Origin of the sequence: Cryobacterium melibiosiphilum, from assembly GCF_003602235.1 — a bacterium.
In the GTDB taxonomy this organism is placed as follows: Bacteria; Actinomycetota; Actinomycetes; order Actinomycetales; family Microbacteriaceae; genus Cryobacterium; species Cryobacterium melibiosiphilum.
Map to the genome: position 1 here is coordinate 1 of NZ_QZVS01000089.1, position 21,037 is coordinate 21,037.

At 68.5% G+C, this 21,037-nt stretch carries 17 protein-coding genes and 1 pseudogene; 10 read left to right on the forward strand and 8 right to left on the reverse strand.

Translation table 11 applies throughout. The annotated features are described in order from the left end of the window. Nucleotides 1-376 precede the first annotated feature (376 nt). Nucleotides 377-1,234 (reverse strand): RDD family protein, encoded by an 858-nt coding sequence (locus D6T64_RS14055; protein ID WP_119975314.1) that lies wholly within the window; start codon nucleotides 1,232-1,234, stop codon nucleotides 377-379. Between the two features lie 32 nt (nucleotides 1,235-1,266). Here D6T64_RS14055 and D6T64_RS14060 point away from each other — a divergent pair, with 32 nt between their 5' ends. Further along, nucleotides 1,267-2,262 carry a stage II sporulation protein M gene (locus tag D6T64_RS14060; RefSeq protein ID WP_119975315.1) on the forward strand — a complete coding sequence of 332 codons (996 nt, stop codon included), beginning with the start codon at nucleotides 1,267-1,269 and terminating at the stop codon, nucleotides 2,260-2,262. Between the two features lie 109 nt (nucleotides 2,263-2,371). Here the strand turns inward: D6T64_RS14060 and D6T64_RS14065 are convergent, their stop codons facing one another. The 5 genes from D6T64_RS14065 to D6T64_RS14085 are packed head-to-tail and all read right to left on the reverse strand — an operon-like array spanning nucleotide 2,372 to nucleotide 7,981. Continuing rightward, nucleotides 2,372-3,679 (reverse strand): DUF58 domain-containing protein, encoded by a 1,308-nt coding sequence (locus tag D6T64_RS14065; protein WP_119975316.1) that lies wholly within the window; start codon nucleotides 3,677-3,679, stop codon nucleotides 2,372-2,374. 6 nt (nucleotides 3,680-3,685) lie between these two features. Continuing rightward, complete coding sequence (locus tag D6T64_RS14070; RefSeq protein ID WP_119975317.1) at nucleotides 3,686-4,717, reverse strand: AAA family ATPase; 1,032 nt, start codon at nucleotides 4,715-4,717, stop codon at nucleotides 3,686-3,688. Next, on the reverse strand, nucleotides 4,714-6,081 hold the full coding sequence (locus D6T64_RS14075; RefSeq protein WP_119975318.1) for a DUF4350 domain-containing protein: 1,368 nt from the start codon (nucleotides 6,079-6,081) through the stop codon (nucleotides 4,714-4,716). Before D6T64_RS14075 ends, D6T64_RS14070 begins: the two co-directional genes overlap by 4 nt. Then, nucleotides 6,078-6,752 carry a DUF4129 domain-containing protein gene (locus tag D6T64_RS14080; protein WP_119975319.1) on the reverse strand — a complete coding sequence of 225 codons (675 nt, stop codon included), beginning with the start codon at nucleotides 6,750-6,752 and terminating at the stop codon, nucleotides 6,078-6,080. The genes D6T64_RS14075 and D6T64_RS14080 overlap by 4 nt, the downstream gene beginning before the upstream one ends. Beyond that, nucleotides 6,749-7,981 (reverse strand): hypothetical protein, encoded by a 1,233-nt coding sequence (locus D6T64_RS14085; RefSeq protein ID WP_147364577.1) that lies wholly within the window; start codon nucleotides 7,979-7,981, stop codon nucleotides 6,749-6,751. The genes D6T64_RS14080 and D6T64_RS14085 overlap by 4 nt, the downstream gene beginning before the upstream one ends. Nucleotides 7,982-8,148: 167 nt before the next feature. On the opposite strand from D6T64_RS14085, the gene mtrA reads away from it, so the two are divergent. The 6 genes from mtrA to secA all read left to right on the forward strand — a co-directional run bounded on the left by mtrA (nucleotide 8,149) and on the right by secA (nucleotide 16,882). Then, complete coding sequence (mtrA, locus tag D6T64_RS14090) at nucleotides 8,149-8,844, forward strand: MtrAB system response regulator MtrA (protein ID WP_119975321.1); 696 nt, start codon at nucleotides 8,149-8,151, stop codon at nucleotides 8,842-8,844. A gap of 16 nt (nucleotides 8,845-8,860) precedes the next feature. Further along, entirely contained in the window at nucleotides 8,861-10,561 is a 1,701-nt protein-coding gene (gene mtrB / locus D6T64_RS14095) for an MtrAB system histidine kinase MtrB (protein ID WP_119975322.1), read from the forward strand. Continuing rightward, nucleotides 10,554-12,263, forward strand: a complete 1,710-nt coding sequence (locus D6T64_RS14100; RefSeq protein ID WP_119975323.1) for an LpqB family beta-propeller domain-containing protein — start codon at nucleotides 10,554-10,556, stop codon at nucleotides 12,261-12,263. Before mtrB ends, D6T64_RS14100 begins: the two co-directional genes overlap by 8 nt. A gap of 108 nt (nucleotides 12,264-12,371) precedes the next feature. Continuing rightward, nucleotides 12,372-13,091, forward strand: coding sequence for a ComF family protein (locus D6T64_RS14105; protein ID WP_119975324.1), 720 nt, complete (start codon nucleotides 12,372-12,374; stop codon nucleotides 13,089-13,091). Between the two features lie 86 nt (nucleotides 13,092-13,177). Beyond that, on the forward strand, nucleotides 13,178-13,909 hold the full coding sequence (gene hpf, locus D6T64_RS14110; protein WP_119975325.1) for a ribosome hibernation-promoting factor, HPF/YfiA family: 732 nt from the start codon (nucleotides 13,178-13,180) through the stop codon (nucleotides 13,907-13,909). A 159-nt stretch (nucleotides 13,910-14,068) separates the two neighbouring features. Next, a complete protein-coding gene (gene secA / locus D6T64_RS14115) occupies nucleotides 14,069-16,882 on the forward strand; it encodes a preprotein translocase subunit SecA (protein WP_119975326.1) in 2,814 nt (937 codons plus the stop codon). Nucleotides 16,883-17,091: 209 nt separating this feature from the next. Here the strand turns inward: secA and D6T64_RS23525 are convergent. Further along, nucleotides 17,092-17,673 (reverse strand): annotated as a pseudogene (locus D6T64_RS23525) (Rv3235 family protein); the annotation flags it as partial. Nucleotides 17,674-17,757: 84 nt separating this feature from the next. On the opposite strand from D6T64_RS23525, the gene D6T64_RS14125 reads away from it, so the two are divergent. After that, a complete protein-coding gene (locus tag D6T64_RS14125) occupies nucleotides 17,758-18,357 on the forward strand; it encodes a hypothetical protein (protein WP_119975327.1) in 600 nt (199 codons plus the stop codon). Nucleotides 18,358-18,396: 39 nt separating this feature from the next. On the opposite strand, the gene D6T64_RS14130 is transcribed toward D6T64_RS14125, so the two are convergent. Beyond that, the gene (locus tag D6T64_RS14130) at nucleotides 18,397-18,717 is read right to left on the reverse strand and encodes a helix-turn-helix domain-containing protein (RefSeq protein WP_119975328.1); all 321 of its coding nucleotides are present in this window, start codon (nucleotides 18,715-18,717) and stop codon (nucleotides 18,397-18,399) included. A 207-nt stretch (nucleotides 18,718-18,924) separates the two neighbouring features. Here D6T64_RS14130 and D6T64_RS14135 point away from each other — a divergent pair, with 207 nt between their 5' ends. Both D6T64_RS14135 and D6T64_RS14140 read left to right on the forward strand, forming a co-directional pair. Beyond that, nucleotides 18,925-19,575: a hypothetical protein gene (locus D6T64_RS14135; protein ID WP_119975329.1), complete on the forward strand. Its 651-nt coding sequence runs from the start codon at nucleotides 18,925-18,927 to the stop codon at nucleotides 19,573-19,575. Continuing rightward, the gene (locus tag D6T64_RS14140) at nucleotides 19,572-20,861 is read left to right on the forward strand and encodes an AAA family ATPase (protein ID WP_199719171.1); all 1,290 of its coding nucleotides are present in this window, start codon (nucleotides 19,572-19,574) and stop codon (nucleotides 20,859-20,861) included. The genes D6T64_RS14135 and D6T64_RS14140 overlap by 4 nt, the downstream gene beginning before the upstream one ends. The last annotated feature ends 176 nt before the right edge of the window (nucleotides 20,862-21,037 follow it).

Below are 21,037 nucleotides of genomic sequence, written 5' to 3' on the forward strand. Positions count from 1 at the left end.
ATAATCAGGAAAGCCACCCCTCACGGGGTGGCTTTCCTGCGTTAAGGCCACCCGCACGGGTGGCCTTTTCTGGTTTAACTAGCTGTTGGACCGGGTGGTGACTCGCCGTGTGGTCACTCACCGTGTGGTGACTCACCGTGTGGGAGCGTGCGGCTCGCTCCTCAGCTCAAACAATGGGTGGTCTGGGGGATGCCCCGCATGTGTCTGCGTGGTCACCAAACGAGGCGCGGGGCATCCCCCAGACCACCCATAACTCGACACCCCGCGAACCGCACGCACCCACACTCCACCCGCGGGGGCGGCGCTGCGCGCGCCCGTTAGGCAGGGCTGCTGGGCAGGGTGCGGGTGGCGCGAGAGGGGAACGGGTGAGGGGCGGCTAGCGGGTGGGGAAGCCGTGGGGGAGGCCCATGAGCACGGGGTCGAGGCGGGCCAGGCGCTCACGCTCGAGGAGCAGGGCGGCGTACTCGCGGTCACGGCGCACGGCGGTGACGGCCAGCAGAAATGCGATGGCCGGTGCGTGGGGCAGGGGGGAGACGAAGTGGGAGACCTCGGCGACGAGGCCGTCGGCGATGCGGGTGCGGGACTCCGGGGACAGCTTGGCTGCCTGGCCGAGGAACTGGGAAACACGGCGGGAAAGAGCATCCGGCAGACGCACGATGTCGACCGTCTCGGCCCACTGGGTCAGCTCGACCGGAACGCTGTGCACGGCCGGTGAGTGCTTGGAGACGCGCTCGTTCTGGCTGTACGTGCCGGCCAGGAGGTCGCCGAGGCGTTTGGAGCGGTTGTTGAGGAGGCCGACGGTCACGGCGATGCCGCCGAAGGTCATGTAGATCTCGAGGAGTCCGACGAGCGAGCGGATGAAGGCGTGGCGCAATTGGATGGCGCCGCCGTCGTCGCGCACGATTCGCGCGCCGATCGCGAGGCGCCCCAGGGAACGTCCGCCGGTGGCGACCTCGACGATCATCGGCACGATCAACACGGAGAGCACGAGGCCGACGATCATCAAGGCCTGCGCGAGTGCCGCGTCAAGGTACGGCCCGGCGACGACACCGACCGCGAGTGCCAGCAGCAGATAGAGAAGGAGGTAGGCGATCCAATCGATGATCGTGCCCGCCGCGCGCAAAATGACGCCGGCCGGGCGCACGTCGAGCGCGACCGCCTCTCCGGTGACGAGTTCGTCGTCGGCCTGATAGGTGGAGAATTCGTCGCGGTGATCGGTACGAGGCTCCGTCATGTCTTCCATTGAACCAGATACGATGGGGCCTGATGGATCTCGACGCATACAGTGCGGCGCATCGCGCCGAATGGGAACGCCTGGCCGACCTCGGCGCACGGCGTCGTCTGACGGGCGCAGAAGCGGATGAGCTCATCGCGCTGTACCAGTCCGGCGCGACCGAGTTGTCGGCCATCAAATCAACGTCGGGCTCGACGATCCCGGGCGATCGGCTCTCGGTACGGCTGTCGCGGGCACGGCTGCGTTTCACCGGGGCGAGCGCCAACGTGCTCTCGCAGGTGCCGCGGTTCTTCGGCGCCCAGCTGCCCGCGGCGCTCTACCGTCTGCGGTGGCTGACCCTCGCCGTGGCGCTGGTGACCGTGGTGGTTGCGGGCCTCTACGCCCTGTGGGCTCTGGGCAACCCGCAGGTGCTCGCCAACTTCGGGTCTGACGCCGACCTGACCCAGCTCGCCAACGAAGACTTCGTCGACTATTACTCGTCCAACCCGGCAGCGTCGTTCACGGGCCTGGTGTGGACCAACAACGCCTTCATCGCCGCACAGTGCATCGCCTTCGGCATCGTGGGTGTCTATGTGCCGTACATCATCCTGATGAACGCGCAGAACCTCGGGGTCACGGCCGCGGTCATGTTCTCCTACGACCAGGGCGACGTGTTCTTCCTTTACATCCTGCCCCACGGCTTGCTCGAGCTCACGGCAATCTTCGTGGCGGCGGCGGGCGGCCTGCGCATCTTCTGGTCCTGGATCGCACCGGGCACACGAACGCGCGGTCAGGCCCTTGCCGAAGACGCGCGCGCACTGTTCACGGTGGCGATTGGGCTCGTCTTTGTGCTTTTCGTGTCGGGCATCATCGAGGGTTTCGTGACCCCGCAGCCGTGGCCGTGGCCGGTTAAGATCGGCATCGGCGCGGTGGCCCTGCTCGCGTTCCTGGTGTACATGATCGTCGTCGGGGGCCGCGCCACCCGCGCCGGCGAGACGGGCGACCTTGCAGAGTTCGACGCCGGCAGCACCCGGATCTTCGCGTCCTGACCCATCGCATCCGCCGCCGCCGGCGTGAGCGCGCCTCATACGGGTGGGCGCTACGGCCGTTACCGTAGCAGGCACCCGTGTCGGGCGTGCCCACGGGCGCGACCACGGTTCAGAGGCGGCCGGCGGCCTTCAGCGCGATGTAGCGGTCGGCGAGGGCCGGCGGCAGGTCTGCGGGTGGTGCGGTGACGACATCCGCCCCCAGCTGACGGATGGCGGCCGACACGCGGGCCACGTCGAGCAGCGCCCGTTCGGCCGCCGCGGCCCGGTAGACCTCGTCGAGGGTGGCGGTCTCGCGAGCCGCGCGGGTGAAGACCGGGTCGGTGACGGATGCAACGACCACGGTGTGCCGCTGCGTCAGCTGTGGCAGCACCGACAGCAGCCCGGTGGAGGCGCCGGCCGCGTCGATCGACGTGAGCAGCACCACGAGAGCGCGCTGGCTCGTGATCGCACGCACCTGGGCGGGCACGGCCGCCCAGTCCATCTCGATGAGCTCGGGTTCGATCAGCGCCATCGTGTCGACCATCCGGCTGAGCAGCTCGGCGCCCTGGGCGCCCTGCACCCGGCCGCGCACGCGACGGTCGAAAGCGAGCATGTCGACCCGGTCCCCGGCCGGACCGGCGAGGGCGGCCAGCAGCAGGCTCGCCTCAAATGCGGTATCGAGACGGGGTTCGTCGTCGATCCGGGCCGCAGAGGTGCGCCCGGTGTCGATGAGGATCACGACCCGGCGATCGCGCTCGGGCCGCCAGGTGCGCACCATGACGTCGTTGCGTCGCGCGGTGGCCCGCCAGTCGATCGAGCGGACGTCGTCGCCGCGCACATATTCACGCAGCGAATCGAATTCGGTGCCCGGCCCACGCACCATCACGCTCGTGCGGCCATCGAGCTCTTTGAGCCGGGTGATGCGCGAGGGCAGGTGTTTGCGCGAATTGAAGGGCGGCAGCACGCGGATGTTGCCGGGCGCGGACAGCGTCGCCTGCCGGCACCAGAGACCCAGCGGCCCCGTCGAGCGCACGGTGACCCGGTCCACGCGGCGTTCCCCGCGGCGAAAGGGCGTGAGGGTCAGGGTCACCCGGCGGCGTTCCCGCGGGGGGATCGTCACGGTGCTGCGATTATTGCCGGCCCCGGCGGAGGGCTGCCACGCGTCACGTACGACGCCCCGCAGTGTGCGCTGCCCGGTGTTGGTCAGGAAGAGTTCGCTCGTCACCGATTCACCGAGGCGCACCCGGCGCGGCAGCATCCGTTGCACGGCAAGCTGTCGCGGTGAGGCGGCCAAAACCAGGTCGAGCGACCCGAGTGCCAGCGCCAGCAGCAGCCAGCCCAGCAACACCAGCACGGCGACGCCGGGTTCGTTGCCGAACAACACGATCGGCACGACGCCGAGGGCGACGAGTAAGACGAAACGTCCGGTGACGGTCACGGCGGCCTAGATCGGAACCTGGACCTGCTGCAGCACGCTCCGCAGAATCACATCGACCGAGACGCCTTCGAGCTCCGCCTCGGGGCGCAGCTGAACGCGGTGCCGCCATACCGGCAGCAGCATCGCCTGCACGTGATCGGGCGTGATGGCGTCATAGCCGCTCAGCCAGGCCCACGCCTTGGTCGCGGCGAGCAGCGCGGTCGTGCCGCGGGGGCTGACGCCGAGCTTGACCGAGGGGCTGCTGCGCGTCGCACGGGCAAGGTCGACGATATAGCCGAGCACATCGGCGCTGGCTCCGACGGCGTCGACGGATGCCTGCGCTCGGGCCAGGTCCGCCGCTCCCAGCACCGGGGTGACCCCGGCCCCGGCGAGGTCGCGGGGGTTGAACCCGGCGGCGTGCCGCCTCAGCACCTCGATCTCGTGCGGGCGGTCGGGCACGTCCAGCACGAGCTTGAGCAGGAACCGGTCCAGCTGGGCCTCGGGCAGGGAGTAGGTGCCCTCATATTCGATCGGGTTCATGGTCGCGGCGACGATGAACGGCGCCGGCAGCTCCAGGGAGACACCGTCGACGCTGACCTGGCGTTCTTCCATTGCTTCGAGCAGGGCCGACTGGGTTTTCGGGGGTGTGCGGTTGATCTCATCGGCGAGCATGATGTTGGTGAACACGGGGCCCTGGCGAAAGTCGAACTCTCCCGACTTGGCGTCGTAGACGAGGGACCCGGTCACGTCTCCCGGCATCAGGTCGGGCGTGAACTGGATCCGCTTGGTGTCCAGGCTCAGAGCATGGCTCAGGGTGCGCACGAGCAGCGTCTTGGCAACCCCGGGCACGCCCTCGAGCAGCACGTGGCCGCGGGCCAGCAGGGCGATGATGAGTCCGGTGACGGCCCCGTCCTGGCCGACGACGGCTTTGCCAACCTCGGCCCGCACCCGCGACAAGGCCGCCCGCGGGTCGGAGACGCCGGCGGCGGCATCCGCTGCCGGAGGGAGGTCGGTGGGAGCGTCAACGGATGCCCCGAGCGGGTGAGCGGGAGTGGTCATGGTTCCATTCTTCCTGTTGACGCCGGTTTTGGTGGTATCGAGGCGGGGGTGCTGGCGGTCGTCCCCGGGGCCGTCGCGTGGACGGTGGCGCGTTCGAGTTCGCGCAGCCGGTCGGTCAGGGCGATGAGGTCCCGGTCGGTCGTCGGGTCGGCACCGACGAGCACCGATCTCACTTGGTCGAGGGGGCGCCCGGTCGACGCGGCGACGGCGACCAGAACCTCATCGAGCGTCGCGCTGCGTGCCAGGCCGACCTGGCGGGCCAACCGTGCCACGGTCGCGATGCGCAGGGTGTCGAGGGCACGAAGTCGAGCGTTGCTGCGCGAGTAGAGGCGGGCCCGGCCCTCCATGGTCTCGCTGCCCTTGACCGTCACCGGCAGGTTTTCGGGCACGAGCGCGCCGAAGCGCCGCCCCCGCCAGAGCGCCGCAGTGAGGGTGGTCAGCACGAGCAGCACCAGCACCGGGGTCACCCAGCCCGGAGTGAGCTCGCCGAGCGACGGCGGCCCGGTCACGGCCACGTCCCCGAGCGTCGGCAGGTACCAGATTACGTCGTCGGTCGCTCCGAGCAGGCCCAGCGCGAGTGCGGCGTTGCCGTAGGTCGCGATTTTCTCGTTGCTGAACAGGGTTGCGTCGGCGACCAGGGTCAGCGCCGCCGAATCGTCTGCGTCGCCTTCGGCGGAACCGCTCGTGAGCTGAACGACCGAGAACCGGTCGTCTCCGCTCGGGAAACAGGCCGTGACGCCCGCCGCGCCGGGAAGTGAGCCCAGGTCGTCACCGATCTCGAGGCCGCCGGTGCCGAGGGTGCGCCCGCCGGGTGAGAGCGTCTGCGCGGCCCGGGCCGCGGGCAGCGCGCAGGTGGCGGTGAGTTCATCAGAGGACGACTCGCCCCCGAACCCCACGCCCGGCGCCAGCGCCTGCAGGGCCAGAAAATCGGGGTCGACGAGCACGGTGTTCGGCACGATGTCGGCGAGGTCGCCGTACCGCTCGGCGGTCAGAAGACCGTCGGGGTCGGTCGTGAACAGCGTCGCATCCGGGGCCGCGGATGCCGCCGCCCGAGTCTCCTCCAGGGTGTCGGTGACCGTCACGGTCACCCCCTGCTGCCGCAGCACTTCGGCGAGGGCACGCCCGCCGGCCGGGGCCGCGTTATCGGCGGCGAGTGGGCGGCCGCCGGCGCCGGTTCCGGCGGCAAAAACGGTGGCCAGCACGGCGACGAGCAGGCCGCCGACGACCGCCAGGATCCAGAACAACGAGCGCTTGCCGGCCGCGCGCAGGGTGGGGGTGGTGGCGGGCGCGTTCGCGGGGGGTGGCGCCGATGCGGGCGTGCTGAGGCGGACCGGCGAACCCGACGTCACGGTCGGGGCCGTCACGAAAGCACGCTCGCCGTGGGGGCCTCGAGGCGTGCCGGCGTGGCCACGCTCAGTTCACGTTCCAGGGCGAGCATCTGCCGGTAGCCGGCCTCGGTGCCGGGCCGATCGAGGTAGCGCACCTCGTCAAAGATGCGGGCGGCGGCGTCGAGCCGGTCGTGCGCGGATGGAAAGGCCTGCCCGGCGCGCTGGCCGAAGTCGTGCGCCGTCGTGCCGGGGGAGACGGTGAGTACCGTGCGTTCGGCGAGTCCCCGGGCCAGGGCCCGGAATATCTCGGTGCTGGCGACGCCCCAGTCGGCGCGCGCGGCGGCATCCGCTGCCGCGCGGCGCATGTCCTCGGCGCTGCGCCGGTCGTCGTCGCCGAAGAGCTCCTCGACCAGGCGGCTGCGGCGGTTGAGGCGAGGTGGTCCGAAAATCAGCCAGGCCGCGACAAGCACGGCGATCACGACGACGACCACGATCACGGGCAGCCACGCCCCGAAGGCATCGCCGCCCGGCACGGTCAGCGAGGTGAACCAGTCGATGACGGACTGCGAGAGGCGGTCGAACCACGTCGGCTGGGCGGCCTGGTAGGGCGCTTTGGCGAGCTCGTCGCGCAGCCACCGTTGGGCTTCCGCGGCGTCGGGGTCGAGGGCGCTCCGAAATGCACGCGAGACGACAGCGCCCGCGATCATGCCGTGGGACGGCTGGTCGGCGGCACGAGGTACGGGTCGGCTACCGATCCGCCGGCCTGGGCCGACTCGACGAACCGCTGCAACTCGAGGTCGAGACCCTCGGTGCGCATCCGCAGGTCGAGGTAGATGAGCACGGTCGTGGCCGACTGAACGACGGCGGCGACCGCGCCGAAGATCAGGGCGATGAACAGCGTGAGGATGTAGAGGATGACCGACGGAATATAGGCTTCCATCGCCGCGTTCGGGTCGACCAGGCCGATGGCGTACGTGAAGATGAGGCTGAGCGGCGTGGTCACGATCTGGGCGACGATGCTCACGATCAGGGCGACAAGCAGCTGGATGCCGAGGGTGCGCCAAAAGTAGCCGCGCGTGAGCCGCCACGACCGCAGCACGGCCGACCGAATGCTGAGATGTTCGAGCACGATCAGGCTCGGTACGAGGCTGGTCTTCGTCGACAGCCACAGGCCCAGGGCGAGCAGCCCCAGGCCGCCGAAGATGCCGACGATCACGCCCAGGGCCACGAAACCGTCGCCGAGAAGCACGAGCACGGTCACGAGGCCGGCCAGAACGGCCACCGCGATGAGCAACACGCCCACCAGAATCACCGTCCACAGCACGAGCACCCAGAGCCGCCTGCCGGCGATGCGCCAGAGCGCGCGCAGGGTCAGCTTCTGGCCGAGCGTCGCGCGGGCGACCTCAACGACGATGACACCCTGCAGCAGGGCAGACCCGATCAGCTGCAGGGCCAGCGGAACCAGGACGGACAGGATGATCGTCAGGGTCGCACCGGCGGTGACGGCCTCGACATCGCCGGCCGGGGCGCTGTCGATGCGGCCGAGGGACCACGCCGTCACCAGCCCGACCACGATGACGGTCACGAACGTCAGCACGGACTGGATCAGCAGGGCGCTGCCGAACGTCGCGCGGGGATTGCGGCGCAGCACCTGGAACGGGGCCCAGAGCAGGGTGCCGAAGTTGAGCGGCCGCAGCGGGATCAGTCCCGGTTTGGGCGGGGGTGCCCACGCGGGCGGCGGTCCGCCGGGGCCAGGGTAGTATCCGGCGGGCGCGTAACCGGGCGGCGGACCGTAGCCGGTAGCGGGAGCGTATGCGGGGGGCGGGCCGTAGGCATCCGGTGTCACCGGCGGTGGCGGATTCGCGCCGGGCGCGTTTTCGCCATACTTCGGCGGTGGTGTTTGGCCGGATGCCGGGGGCTGCCAGGGGTCGCTCACGGTTCAATGTTGGCATACCTTGCGCGTCGCTGTTCCGCCGGCAGGCGGATGCCCATCCTTCTCGCGGCGCTCAGCCCCTCGTGGCAGTACCCTCGGCTACGCTGGAGCGAGGGATTACAGCACTCACCGGGAGATCCGGATGATACGCCTGACCTGGAGAGAGACGTATGACTGCACGTATTTTGGTCGTCGACGATGACAACGCCCTGTCCGAAATGATCGGGATCGTCTTGAACAGCGAGGGGTTTGACCCGAGCTTCTGCGCCGACGGATCCCTCGCCCTCGATGCCTTTCGCACCGTGAAGCCCGACCTGGTGCTGCTCGATTTGATGCTGCCCGGGCTGGACGGAATCGAGGTCTGCAGCCTGATTCGCGCCGAATCCGGCACGCCCATCATCATGCTGACCGCGCGCACCGACACCACTGACGTGGTCAAGGGGCTCGAGTCCGGCGCCGATGACTACATGGTCAAGCCGTTCAACCCGAAAGAGCTCGTCGCGCGCATCCGCACCCGACTTCGCCCCACCGTCGCCGGCGGCGGCACCGACCTGCAGATCGGTGACCTCGTCGTCGACGAGGCCGGCCACGAGGTGCGCCGCGGCACGGCCCAGATCAACCTCACGCCGCTGGAATTCGACCTGCTGCTCGCGCTCGCGTCCAAGCCCCAGCAGGTGTTCACCCGAGAGATGCTCCTGGAACAGGTGTGGGGCTACCACTACAAGGCGGATACCCGCCTCGTGAACGTGCACGTTCAGCGGCTGCGTGCCAAGGTCGAGCACGATCCGGACAACCCGCGCATCGTGATGACGGTGCGCGGCGTGGGTTACCGCGCCGGCGCCGTGACTGCGCGCCCGGTCGACTAGCCCTCCGGAGACCACGATGACCCCTGGCCCCGACGGGGTGACCACCGTCCCCGACCGGGTACGCCCGGGCCCCGTTCGAGCGAACACGCACTGGCGCTTGTGGCCCGTGCTGCTCGGAAGCACCTGGCGACGGTCCCTGCAGTTTCGCACCGTGACGATCTCCGTCGTGCTGTCGGGGGTCGCGATCCTGCTGGTTGGGGTCTACATGTCCGTCAGCGTCGGCAACGACCTGTTCCAGTCCCGCCTCAGCCAGGTACTGCTCGATTCCAACCGGGCCACGAGCGCGGCCCAGGGAATCCTCGACTCCTCCGACGCCGTCGACCGGGTGCAGGTGCAGACCCTGCTCGGCGCCGCCCGCACGTCGATCACGACGACCTCATCGAGCCAGATGATCGCCGTGCTGCGGGTTCCCGGCCAGGAGTCGTCGACGGTCGCCCCCCAGGACTCCACGTTCGGGCTCTCCACCAATGTGATCTCCGACGACCTGCGCGCGTCGGTGCAGCAGAACGCCGGCGAACAGTACTGGCAGTCGGTCACCCTGCTCACCGACGACGCCGAGCAGATCCCCGGCGTCGTCGTGGGGTCCCAGATTTCCGTTCCGGTCGCCGGCCGGTACGAGCTGTACATCGGCTACAGCCTCGAAGACTCCGCGGCGACCCTGCTGTTCGTGCAGCAGACCCTGGGCTTTGCCGGGCTGGCCCTGATCGTGTTGATCGGCGCTGTCACCTGGATCGTGGTGCGGTTCGTCGTCACCCCACTCCGGGTCGCCGCGGAGACCAGCGAGAAGCTCGCCTCCGGTGACCTTGAAGTGCGCATTCCCGAAAAGGGCGAAGACGTGATCGCGACGCTGGCCCGGTCGTTCAACGGCATGGCCGACAGCCTGCAGACCCAGATTCGGGAGCTGGCTGAACTGTCGGTGGTGCAGCAGCGCTTCGTTTCGGATGTCTCCCACGAGTTGCGCACGCCCCTCACCACCATCCGCCTCGCCGGTGACGTGCTCTACGACCAGCGCGCGAGCTTCCCGCCCGCGACCGGACGCACCGCGGAACTGCTGCACACGCAGGTCGAGCGCTTCGAACTTCTGCTGAGCGACCTGCTCGAAATCAGCCGCTACGACGCCGGCTCGGTCGAGCTGGAAACCGAGCCGACCAACCTCGTGCACCTGGCCGAGGACGCCATTGACGGCTTGCGCTCGCTCGCCGAGGCCAAGGGCACGCAGTTGCAGCTGGTGGCGCCGGGCGGGTACCTGAACGCGGAGGTCGACCCCCGACGCATCCGTCGTATCGTGCACAACCTGATCGGCAACGCGATCGAGCACGGTGAAGGCAAAACCGTCGTCGTCTCCGTGGACAGCAACGCAACGGCCGTGGCGCTCGCCGTGCGCGACTACGGCATGGGAATGAGCCAGGCCACGGTCGCGCACGTCTTCGACCGGTTCTGGCGGGCCGACCCGTCGCGCCAGCGAACCCTCGGCGGCACCGGCCTGGGGCTCGCCATCGCGCGCGAAGACGCCGCCGCCCACGGTGGCTGGCTGCAGGTCTGGTCGAGCCCCGGCAACGGCTCGTGCTTTCGCCTGACGCTGCCGCGCATCGAGCTGGGCACCCTGACGGCCTCGCCGCTCCCGCTGCCCCCCGACGACGCTCCACCGGCCACGGAACAGTTCGTGGCCATCGTCGACCAGGCGCCTCGGCGGCGCTGGGGAGGACGCAATGCCTAGCCCGTCAGCACGACCTTCTCGAGGGCGCGGCCGTGGACTTCTCGCGCTGGCCGGCGTCCTGGCCCTGCTGCTCAGCGCCTGCACCGGAATTCCGCGGGGCGGCGGCGTGCACGCCGGCCAAGCCGATATCCCCGGTGACGACCCGGCTCCGGTCTTTCTGCCGTCCGGTCCGCAAAACGATGCCGGAATGGAGGACATCCTGCGCGGCTTCATCGACGCGGCGTCGAGCCCCGACGGCAACTACGACATCGCGCGGGACTACCTCACGCCCGCGTACAGCGACGACTGGAACCCGGACACCGGTGTGACCGTCGACGACGGCACCGGTCGGTCGTTCACGGTGCTCGACGAACAGACCATCCAGTTCTCCGTGCGGCCGGTGGCGGAGGTCGACGCGAGCGGCCAGTACCGCGAGATCGATTCGAGCGAGCCGGTTCCGCTGCCCTACAGCTTCGTGCGCGTCGGCGGCCAGTGGCGCATCAGCTCAGCCCCGAACGGCACAGTCATCGACGCGACAACCTTCAGCGACGTCTTCAGCGAGCAGGCGCTGTACTACTTCGATCCGAGCTTCACCTGGCTCGTGCCCGACCTGCGCTGGTTTCCGCGGGGAGCGTCGGCGCCGACGAAGATCGTGCGGGCCGTGCTCGCCGGTCCCAGTTCCTGGCTGGGCACCGCCGTGACGACGGCCTTCCCCCAGGGCACGGCGCTGACAGCGGATGCCGTGCGCGTGGTCGGTCGCGACGCCCAGGTCGACCTCAACAGCCAGGCGCTCGGCGCAGACCGCGTGGACCTGCAACGGATGCAGGCCCAACTGGCCGCGAGCCTGCCGGCCGGAACGAGCGTCACGATCACGATCGACCAGAACTCCCAGGAGATCGGCGATCTCGGGCAGAACGCCCCGATCACGAATCCCCGGGTCGATGCCCGAGCCCTGATCCTGCACGACGGGGAGTTCGGCCTCCTCGCCGCGAGCGGTGACGCCATCACCCCGCTGGCCGACCTGTCGGAGGCCGTGGTCGCCCTGGACCCGACGGCGGTCACGGTTGCCGCCGGGCACCGCCGGGCCGCGGTCCTGACCGCTGCCGGGGTGTACGCCGTGGCGGCCGGGCAGGACCCGGTGCTGCTCGACTCCCGTCCGGGCCTCATCGCGCCGTCGATCGACAGCGAAGATTTCGTCTGGACTGTGCCGGCCGCCCAACCCAACGACATCGTCGTCTACGACAGCGCCGGTGCGGCATCGTCGATCGAGTCTCCCTGGCCGGAAGCTACGGCGATCACTTCCCTCACCGTCTCCCGTGACGGCACCCGGCTCGTGGCCTTGCTGAGCACCGCGACGGAAACCCGATTCGTGGTCGCCGCCATCGAACGCAGCGCAGCGGCCCCCGTCGGCCTGGGCGCCCCGTTGCTGCTGGCCACGAATGACGGGGTACCCCTCGACGCGACCTGGATCGACGAGCTGACCGTGGCCTCGCTCACCCGGCTGCCGAGCGGCGAAGAGCGCATCATGGCCCAGCGCATCGGCGGCGAGAGCATCGATCTCGATGCTCCCGACGACACCCTGACCATCGTGGGCAGCAATTCCGTGCGGGATCTGCGTGCGCTGACCGCCGACGGCAGCCTCACGGTACAGCGCGGGGTCGGATGGCAGGAGCGCCTCGGCGCGGTCGGCCTGCTCGCCACGCAGCAGGGAATCGGCGGCTAGCAGCTCCCGCGAGCCAGTCCATCCCTCCACAGGCTGCGCCTGCGGCAACCTGTGCCCGAGCGGGACGTGGGCCGCGCCGCGACGCGGGCGCCGGGGCACACTGGCCGCATGATCCCCGATGCGGTACCCGCCGGCACCCGCCGCGCCCTGCGGGACGCCTGGGCCGTGCTGGCCCCCACCCAGTGCAGCGGTTGCGGCGCCCCCGACCGGGCGCTGTGTGCTGTCTGCCTCGAGAGCCTCACGGCCCAGCTGCACGCCTGCACCCGCGCTGATCAGACCATCTGGGCCGCCCTGGACTACTCCGGAGTCGTACGCCGGGTGCTGGCAAATTTCAAGGATGGCGGGCGCACGGATGCCGCGGCCGCGCTCGCCGTGCCGTTTCGGCAGGCCATCGTGGCGGCGCTCTCCCACCTCGGTGCGAGCGTGGGTGCGCCGACCGACGGCGGAGTACACCTCGTCACGATTCCCTCGACGGCGGTCGCTTTTCGCACTCGGGGCTACCACCCGGTTGAACTCCTGCTGCGCCGTGCCGGGCTGGTATCCACTCCTGCCCTCGGGCTGGTGACCGACACGACCGACCAGGTTGGCCTCGGCCGCGAAGACCGGGCGCGCAACAAGACCGGATCGCTGCGGGCACGTCAGGACCTGGCGTCTTTCCGGTGCCTGATCGTCGACGACATCCTCACGACCGGCGCGACCGTGCTCGAAGCGCGACGCGCCGTGCGCGCGGCCGGCGGCGAAGTTCTCGGCTTCGCCACACTGGCGGAAACACGGCTCCGGCATCCGACGCGAGACGTTCACACGAAACAGGTTGACAAAATGCGGTGACTTATTCGTGGCGCCCGGCTACGGTTGTCTTATCGGCGCGCAATGATCGCCCAGTCTCGGGCGTTCCGCCAGATCTGGAGGTCGTCATGGAAACTAACATTGTCGGACGAAACCTAGGGATCACTGATCGTTTCCGCGAGTACGCGACGGAGAAGGCCGAGAAAATCGCCGGACTCGCCGACAAGGCACTCGCTCTGGAAATCAAGGTCAGCCGGCACCACGAAAAGAATGGTGCCGCCTCCGGTAACGACCGGGTGGAACTCACACTCATCGGCAAGGGCCCGCTCGTGCGGGCCGAAGCCGACGGCTCAGACAAGTACGCCGCCTTCGATATAGCGCTCGGTCGGCTGCTCGAGCGGGTTCGTCGGGCCAAGGACCGCAAGAAGGTGCACCGCGGCGGTGCCCACCGGCCCACATCGCTGCACGACGCATCTTCCGTCGGTTTCACCGTCGTGGACATCACCCCGGCAACAACCGAGACGATGGAACGTGTGCGTACCGGCACGATTCCGATCGTGGCCACGGCGGCCCCTGAGGAGGCGACCGTGACCGATCTCGATGAGGAGTACTGCCCGGTCGTGATCCGCCGCAAGGTCTTCGCGTCGGCACCGATGACGGTGGATGACGCGCTGTACTTCATGGAACTGGTCGGTCACGACTTCTACCTGTTCCAGGACTCGGAGACCAAGCGTCCCAGCGTGGTCTATCGCCGCAAGGGTTGGGACTACGGCGTGATCGAGCTCGACGACAACGCGGAAGAGCTGCAGGAGGCGGCCACCGTCGCCCGCGAGCGCACCCACGTCGGCCAGGCACACTGACCGGCTGACCCGCTGATGGTCGGCACGGTGATCATCAGGGTGTGACCAAGTAGAATCGTTATAGTTGCTGGCTACGTCGGCGCGCGGGTCTCAACGGCCCGCGCGTCCGGCCGGACGACAGGCGCAGACAAGCGCCGTGACGACTAGTGGAGAACATCCGTGGCCTCAATTCTGGAAAAGGTTCTTCGTGTGGGCGAGGGGCGCGTACTGCGTCGCCTCGAGAACTACGCGAAGGCCATCAACGCGCTGGAGGAAGACTTCAGCCAACTCACCGACGACGAGCTGAAGAACGAAACCGTTCAGCTGCGCGAGCGCTACTCGGCCGGAGAATCGCTCGACGATCTGCTGCCCGAGGCATTCGCCGCCGTGCGTGAAGCGTCCAAGCGCACCCTGGGCCTGCGTCACTTCGACGTGCAGCTCATGGGCGGGGCCGCCCTGCACCTCGGAAACATCGCCGAGATGAAGACCGGTGAGGGCAAGACCCTCGTCGCGACGACGGCCGCGTACCTGAACGCGATCACCAGCCGTGGTGTGCACGTGATCACGGTCAACGACTATCTGGCGAGCTACCAGAGTGAGCTCATGGGCCGTGTCTTCCGAGCGCTCGGCATGACCACCGGCTGCATCGTCAGCGGTCAGACCCCGGCGCAGCGTAAGGAACAGTACGCCTGCGACATCACCTACGGCACCAACAACGAGTTCGGCTTCGACTACCTGCGCGACAACATGGCCTGGCAGACCACCGATATGGTGCAGCGCGGCCACTACTTCGCGATCGTCGACGAGGTCGACTCGATCCTCATCGACGAGGCCCGCACCCCGCTCATCATCTCCGGTCCCGCCTCGGGCGAGGCCAACCGCTGGTTCAACGAGTTTGCGAGCCTCGCCAAGCGCCTCGTACCCGACGAAGACTTCGAAGTCGACGAGAAGAAGCGCACCATCGGCGTGCTCGAGCCCGGTATCGAAAAGGTCGAGGACTACCTCGGCATCGACAACCTCTACGAGTCGGCCAACACGCCGCTGATCTCCTTCCTGAACAACGCCATCAAGGCGAACGCGCTGTTCAAGAAGGACAAGGACTACGTCGTCATGAACGGCGAGGTGCTGATCGTCGACGAACACACCGGCCGCATCCTGATGGGACGCCGGTACAACGAGGGCATCCACCAGGCCATCGAAGCCAAGGAGGGTGTCGCGGTCAAGGCCGAGAACCAGACCCTCGCCACCGTGACGCTGCAGAACTACTTCCGCCTGTACAAGAAGATCTCCGGCATGACCGGTACGGCCGAGACCGAAGCCGCCGAATTCATGAGCACCTACAAGCTCGGTGTGGTGTCCATCCCGACCAACAAGCCGATGAAGCGCATCGACCAGTCCGACCTCATCTACAAGAACGAAGAGGCCAAGTTCAACCAGGTCGTCGAAGACATCGTCGAGCGTCACGAAAACGGCCAGCCCGTGCTCGTGGGCACGACGAGCGTCGAGAAGAGCGAATATCTCTCACGCCTGCTCGCCAAGAAGGGCGTGCGCCATGAGGTCCTGAACGCCAAGAACCATGCCCGGGAGGCCGCGATCGTGGCCCAGGCCGGGCGCCTCGGCTCCGTCACCGTCGCCACCAACATGGCCGGTCGTGGCACCGACGTGATGCTCGGCGGCAACGCCGAGTTCCTCGCCGTCGCCGAGATGAACGCCAAGGGTCTCAGCCCGGTGGAAACCCCCGACGAGTACGAGTCCGCCTGGGACGATGTCTTCGCCGACGTGAAGTCGAAGGTCAACGAGGAAGCCGCCAAGGTCATCGACGCCGGCGGCCTGTATGTGCTCGGGACCGAACGCCACGAGTCCCGCCGCATCGACAACCAGCTGCGCGGCCGCAGTGGCCGTCAGGGAGACCCGGGCGAGAGCCGCTTCTACCTGTCGCTGACCGACGACCTGATGCGCCTCTTCAACGCCGGTGCCGCCGAGAGCCTCATGGGTCGTCAGGGCGTACCCGACGACATGGCGATCGAATCGAAGGTCGTGAGCCGCGCCATCCGCAGCGCCCAGGCCCAGGTCGAGGGCCGTAACGCGGAGATCCGCAAGAACGTGCTCAAGTACGACGATGTTCTCAACCGTCAGCGTGAGGCCATCTACGGTGACCGCCGTCACATTCTCGAGGGCGATGACCTGCACGAACGCACCCAGAAGTTCCTCGAGGACGTCATCGACGAGGTGCTCGACGTGCACACCGGCGAGGGCAACGGCGACGACTGGGACTTCGACGCACTGTGGACCGAGCTGCGCACCCTGTATCCGGTCGGGATCACCATCGACGAGGTCGTCTCCGAAGCGGGGGAGCGCGGGCGCATCAACCGCGACTTCATGCGCCGTGAGATCCTCTCCGACGCCAAGGTGGCCTACCAGCACCGCGAAGAGTCCCTCGGATCCCCGGCCATGCGCGAACTCGAGCGCCGCGTCGTCCTGTCGGTCATCGATCGCCGCTGGCGTGACCACCTCTATGAGATGGACTACCTGAAAGACGGCATCGGCCTGCGCGCGATGGCCCAGCGCGATCCGCTCGTGGAGTACCAGCGTGAGGGCTTCGCGATGTTCCAGCAGATGATGGGGCAGATTCGCGAGGAGACCGTCGGGTTCCTCTTCAACCTCGACGTCGAGGTCACCCAGGGCGCGGGAGCCGTGGCCGGCCCCGTCGTCGCCGCCAAGGGCCTCGCCCCGGCGGCGAGCGGCGCGGAAAAGCTGAGCTACACGGCTCCGAGCGATTCCGGCGGAGTCGAGGTGCGTAACCAGCGCGGCCAGATCCAGCAGGCAGCGACGGATCGGGCCCGCCGCACCGCTACGACGGCCGCCGCCCCCGCGCAGCCCGCAGCGGCGGAAGCGGATGCCGCGGCCCCCGGCCGCGGTGCCTTCGGGCAGAAGAGCCCCGCGTCTGCCCCCGCGGCTCCGGTCAACCGAGCCGAGCGTCGCGCCAAGAAGTAGAAACGCAGCGCCAGCTCACTCGATGCCCAACGGCTCCGTAGACCGGGGTCGCTGGGCATTGTTGTGGGCAGACGCCGGCCTGGATGACGCCGGGCTACATGACATCGATCGAGCTGGCGCGCCAGCGATTTCCCATGCCCTCGAGGCGGCACGGCCACGGCGCGGGTACGCACCCGGCTCTGCACGATCAGGACCGCCTCGATGACTCCCGCGTTGGGTTCGGTGACGATAATCCGCGCGATCGTGGTCGTGGGGATGATCGCTGCACGCTTGGTCACCGCCCGCGCGCGGTTTGCCATCACCACCCGCTTGAGGAGATTCCTGAACGCTGCATCACTGAGCCACCGAGCGAGCTGTTCGGGTTCCCTGACTCCGGCCATAGCCTCCATCACGCCGCGAGTGAGGCTCAGCAGCAGGAGTTCCGGATCAGGTAACGGGTCGTACGGGGATGGCAGACCACCGGCAGTCTTCTGCGATCCGCTCCCGTCAAGCGGAGCCACCAGAGTGAGCGGGTCAGGCGGAGCAACCGGCGGGAGGTCGGGCATAGACGGGGTGGCAGGAGTGGACGAAGATCCTGGATATCCTCGAGGCCCTGAGTAGCCCCGGGCTTTCCCGGTGCCTGATGAATCCGACGGGGGCATGACTTCTCCGATGTCCGTGACGAATGCGGTGTTGTCTGGCGGGGCGGATCGGCCACGCGGGCGGAACAAACAGGGTGATGTCGGAACATGCCGCGTGGCTGCCCCTCTCTTCGGGGGTGTGCCGACACTCAACCATCGGCAGCGCGGCATGTCGAGGGCTTTTACAACATGTGGAAAACGCAGGACCTGTGGAAAACTCGCGCGCAACTCGCCCGCGTCGAGTAGTTTCGGCGTGTGCGCTGGGACAATCTGTTCGATGATCTGGAAGGGCAGCTCGAGTACGAGCGTGATGCCGAGGACTCCAACCTGCGCGCCGAGGAAGAGCGGCTGAGGCTGGGGCGTCTTGCCCTGCGGGGACGACTGGTGAGCATTGTCGCCGATGATGCAGTCGGGGTCGTGCGGCTCGTGCTGGTTTCGGGCGACCGGCTCACGCTGCGTCCCGACGCCTTCGGGCGCGACTGGCTCGCCGCCGACCTTTTGGCGGGCGCGGCTCCCGGAGCCCAGTGTGTGGTGCCGCTGGGCGCGATTGCCGGGGTGCTGCTCCAGCCCGGGCAGGTCGAGGGGTCCCTGGCGCTCGAGGCGGAGTCATCCGCTCGACTATCGGACCGCATCGGGCTGCCGTTCGTGCTGCGCGATCTCTGTCGGCGTCGCACCAGCGTTGAGGTGCAGACCCCCACGGAGCGTCTCTACGGCACGATCGACCGCGTCGGGCGTGATCACCTCGACCTTGCGGTGCACGAGCCCGGTTCGGTGAGGCGAGCCGCAGAGGTCCACGAGGTGCGGATCGTGCCGCTGGCCCACATCGTGCTCGTGCGGCTCGGCCGCCAGGTCTGACCGGGCAGCTTGGGTGACTCCGGTGGTGTGGGCGGTGACTCAGTCGGTCTGGTCTGTGTCGCGCCCGTCGCGCATGTCAACGGGACGCAGGATGCGGCCCCCGGACAGTTCGACGATATTACTGAAATCTGACTGCTCCCACATGGCCAGCCGGCGTGCTTCTTCGTACTTGGCCTCGATATAGGACTCCAGCACGATCCGTTCCACCCGCCAGGTACCGGGGCTGCCGATGCGAATCGCGGGAAGCTCATTGGATCGCACCAGGTCGAGCGCTTCGACCGGGGAAATGGACAGGATCTCGGAGACATCGCCGAGGGTCAGGAATCTGCCCACAGCTGCGGAGTGCCCGAAATCGGTCATGGTCCGATTATGCGTCGATCGGTCTGTTTCGGCCAGTCTCAAAGATTGCCTGTGGATAACTTCCCCATGGCGCCCCGTTCACCGCCATTATGTACCGACGACATCCGCCGTGCCTTCGCGGACGAACCAACACGGACGAACCAGCACGGACGAACCAATACAAACGAAACGATACGGGTTGCACGACTACACGGGCGAGGTGGCGGCATGACGAGACCGGGCAACAGCACACGCAAGCGATTCTGGGTCGACCCGCGCTTCGCCGTCGGGCTGGTTCTTGTCGTCGCCTCCGTGGCCGGGGTATCCGCAGTGGTCGTGCGTGCTGAACGCACCACGACGGTCTACGCGGCCGGAAGCGCCCTGATCGTGGGCGATCGCCTCCACGCCGCCGACCTCGTGCTCCTCGACGTTCGGCTCGACAGCGCGGCCGACCTCTATCTGACTCCCGACCAGCTGCCGGCGGAGGGCGTGCTCGTGACCCGCACGGTAGTCGAAGGCGAGCTCGTGCCAGCATCCGCCGTCGGCGCCGTCGAGGGGGAACTCCTCACCAGCCTCGTGGTCACCCTGCGCGGCCTGCTCTCGGAGTCGGTCACCGCGGGATCCGTCGTCGACGTCTGGGCGGCCCCGCAGGAGGACAACGCGCGATTCGCACCGCCCGGTATCCTCGTGCCCGGTGCCACCGTGGTGCGCCTCGTCGAAAATACCGGCATGCTGACGTCGACGCAGACCCCGATGGTCGAAATCCTGGTGCCCAAGAGCGCGGTGTCGACCGTGCTGGAAGCGATCGCGAACGATGACGCAGTGTCGATCGTGGCCGTCAATACCGACGTCGACGCCACGATCCCCGGGGGCGAGTGACCGTGGCGACCCTCGCCCTGGCCCTCGACCGCCGCACCGAAGACCGACTGCTGGCCGACATCGTCGAGTATGGCCACACGGTGCTCGCCCGGGCGGATACCGCGCAGGCTTTGCTCGACGCGTTCCACCGGGCCGATGACCCGATCAGGCCGCAAATCGTGATCGTGCGGGCACGCCGCATGCTGCTCACCGCCGAGCTGATCGCCGCCTGTGACGAGCGAGGCATCCGTGTGCTCGCCCTGGCTTCGGGCGCCCAGGACCGTCGTCACGCGGCGGCCCTCGGCCTCTACGAGGTGCTCGACGAGAGCACGGCCTGGCCGCAGATCGAGGCCGTCTTGCGGGCGGGAGTGGTTGTGCCGCCGCGGGTGGGCGGGCCCCAGCGCTCGATCGCCGCACCCGGAAGAGTGATCGCCGTTTGGGGGCCGACCGGTGCCCCCGGACGCACGACGCTCGCGATCAACATCGCCGCCGAGATCGCCGCGGCCGGGCACACCGTGGTGCTCGCCGACGCGGACACCTACAGCGGCTCGGTCGCGCCGAGCCTCGGCATGCTCGACGAAGCCCCCGGCTTCGCCGCCGCGTGCCGGCTGGCGGGCTCGGACAGCCTGACCCCCGCGGAACTGGAACGCATCGCCCAGCGGTACAACTCTCCGCGCGGCGCGTTCTGGGTACTGACCGGCATCGGGCGGCCGTCGCGGTGGCCCGAGCTGTCGGCTGAACGAGTGACGCGCACCATCGATTCCCTGCGCCACTTCGCCGATTACACCGTCATCGACGTCGGCTTCAACCTGGAAAGCGACGAAGAGATCTCCAGCGACCTGTTCGCTCCGCGGCGCAATGCGGCGACCCTCACCGCGTTGAAGGCGGCGGATCATGTTGTCGCGTGTGGGCTGGCCGACCCGGTCGGCCTGGCCCGGTTCCTGCGCGCCTGGGTGGATCTGGCCGAGGTCGTCGGTGACGGCCAGGTGAGCGTGATCATGAATCGGGTGCGGGCCAGCGCAATCGGGCTGAATCCGCACGGTCAGGTGTTGGCCGCCCTGCGGCGTTTCGGAGCCATCGACGATCCCGTGCTGGTACCGCACGACCAGGCGGGCACGGATGCCGCGGTACTCACGGGTCGCACCCTGCGCGATGCCGCGCCGAAGTCGCCGGCGCGGGCGAGCATCCGTCGTTTTGTGCAGGCCGAACTGTTGCGCGCGGTGAACCAGACGGCCCCGGTGGCCCGCACGCGTTCGCTGGGCTGGCGGCGTGTCCTCACGGCTCGCGCGAATGCCGCACGATCTTAACAAGCGGCGCCCTGGCGGCTCGCCCGCGGCGCAGGTGGACGCCAGCGGCCCGTTGTGACCTGATCGTGACCGCCCCGAAACATTCGGGCAACATGGGTGACATCGGGGCGAAACCCAATCGACATAATCGCTAACCCGGCTAACTACCGTTTTGACACGGCCCCGCGGGCTGCCCG